Annotated in this window: 2 protein-coding genes, 2 tRNA genes and 1 pseudogene; 3 read left to right on the forward strand and 2 right to left on the reverse strand. The window is 45.2% G+C overall.

Annotated elements, in window-relative coordinates:
• Window positions 1-10 precede the first annotated feature (10 nt).
• Both B7Y67_RS16320 and B7Y67_RS16325 read left to right on the forward strand, forming a co-directional pair.
• Window positions 11-86: transfer RNA gene (locus B7Y67_RS16320), tRNA-Glu, on the forward strand.
• A gap of 56 nt (window positions 87-142) precedes the next feature.
• A tRNA-Asp gene (locus B7Y67_RS16325) sits at window positions 143-219 on the forward strand.
• 56 nt (window positions 220-275) lie between these two features.
• Here B7Y67_RS16325 and B7Y67_RS16330 read toward each other — a convergent pair.
• Together B7Y67_RS16330 and B7Y67_RS16335 are read right to left on the reverse strand one after the other, a co-directional pair.
• On the reverse strand, window positions 276-998 hold the full coding sequence (locus tag B7Y67_RS16330; protein ID WP_293599533.1) for a M48 family metallopeptidase: 723 nt from the start codon (window positions 996-998) through the stop codon (window positions 276-278).
• A gap of 139 nt (window positions 999-1,137) precedes the next feature.
• Window positions 1,138-1,734: a hypothetical protein gene (locus B7Y67_RS16335; RefSeq protein WP_293599534.1), complete on the reverse strand. Its 597-nt coding sequence runs from the start codon at window positions 1,732-1,734 to the stop codon at window positions 1,138-1,140.
• A gap of 152 nt (window positions 1,735-1,886) precedes the next feature.
• Here B7Y67_RS16335 and B7Y67_RS16340 point away from each other — a divergent pair.
• A pseudogene (locus B7Y67_RS16340) lies at window positions 1,887-1,974 on the forward strand (hydroxypyruvate isomerase); the annotation flags it as partial.

The following is a 1,974-nucleotide window of genomic DNA, read 5'->3' on the forward strand; positions in this document are numbered from 1 at the left end:
AGTAGTCCAGGTCCCCATCGTCTAGAGGCCTAGGACATCACCCTTTCACGGTGAGTACGGGGGTTCGAATCCCCCTGGGGACGCCAAATTTTTTGGCTAGTTGTGAGTAGTAAGTAGTGACACAAGTAGCACTCGCTGTATTGGAGCGGTAGTTCAGTTGGTTAGAATATCGGCCTGTCACGCCGAGGGTCGCGGGTTCGAGTCCCGTCCGCTCCGCCAAGTAAGTTTAAAAAGCCCCTGCATAAGGGGCTTTTTTCTTTCCAATAAAATCCTTCTTAGAGCTTCTTAGTAGGCGCTGGTTTTGGCGCCGCTTTGTACAGAGGCTCAACCGATGGCATTAGTGCTGTTAATTGCTCTATGCGGGTTTCGCCAGAAGGATGGGTAGATAAAAATTCTGGGGGGCTTTTATCTTTTGTTGCCTTCAGCATCTTTTGCCAAACACTAATTGCTCCCATGGGGTTATAGCCCGCTCTTGCCGCAAGCTCCAATCCAATGGCATCTGCCTCAGACTCATTTTCTCGCGAGTTGGGCAAAACGATTGCATATTGAGCAACTTGATTGGCGGCGCTGACTGCAGAACCATAGGGACCTGCCACAGCCATAGCAATATTGACTAGTACATTTTGCGCTGCAGCTTGGGATACGCGTTCTCTACCATGCTCCCTCAGTGCATGGGCAATCTCATGCCCCATGATGGCAGCAATTTCATCGTCATTTAAATTCAACTGCTCAATAATCCCAGTGTAGAAAGTAATTTTTCCGCCTGGTGCGCAAGTAGCGTTGAGCGCAGGGGAATCAATCAGCGTTAACCTCCAATCCCACTGCCTTGTATCGTCACGAAATGCCTCGGTCTGTGGGATCAACCGATTCGCAATCAACTTCAAGCGCTCATAAGTAGGTCCAGATGTGACCAGTATATTTTTTTCTTTTGCTTTCTGGTTCTGCTCGTTATAGCTCACTGCAGAGAGGCGATTGACGTCTTCAGAAGAGGCCATCATGAATTGGGAGCGATTTATGCCTACTGCTCCTGGGCGGGTAGTGTTAGCGCATGCTGAGAGCAAGACTAAGAGCGCAAGGACCCATAAGATGCGAATGCTCAAATGAGATCCCTGCATTTACAACGAGTTACTTTATACCTTACCTCTTCTTAGGCGTCGTAATTGATGCAGCCATCGCATCAAAATAAATGACCTTAACTTGTTCACCTACATTCACGTCAGCTAGGAGTTGAGGGTTCTTTACTGTTACTACGGTAACTTTGCCACTTGGCCCTTTAACCGATACTAATTTTTTAGCACGATCGACATCAATAATGTCAGCAATGATAGTTGTTGTATTGGTGATAGTACGCGTTGGCTTTTCACCTGGCTTTGAGGCTACTTCAGATGAAGTTTCTACCTTGCTGCGAATGCCATCACTCTTAGTTTTAATTAGCTCAATCGCAACAGCAAGTTGATAGGTAACATTTAGGCGATCACCTTTTTTAATTTGATCGAAGTTCTTGATCTCAGGACCAGCGACAAACTTAGATTCACCTTCATTGTTTTTAAAATAAATCGTGCGCGTTTTCTTATCAATCTTGGTAACCTTACCTTCGTATAACTGGAAAATGTTGTTGGTTACGGCTGCATCAACAACTATTGCATTCGCAACAGGTGTTTGAGCCATCACTAATGCTGGACCTGCCAATAAAGCGGCGGCTACGATAGCAATTGGGGCGAATTTAATTTTCATAACTTTCCTTAATATTAAGTATTTCTATGGTGATATTAGCGTATTTTTATGCCAAATTTCACTTAAAGTGACAACCCTGGCTGCCCACAGAAATTTATTAGCTTCTTTGATAACATCAATTCTTTTGCATTGATTGAACTCAAAGGAATCTAATGCCCCGTTTTGCCGCCAACCTCACCATGCTGTTCAACGAAGCACCGTTCTTGGAGCGCTTTGCGCTGGCTAAGACAGGTGGCTTTA

It is taken from the genome of Polynucleobacter sp. 35-46-11 (assembly GCF_002281105.1).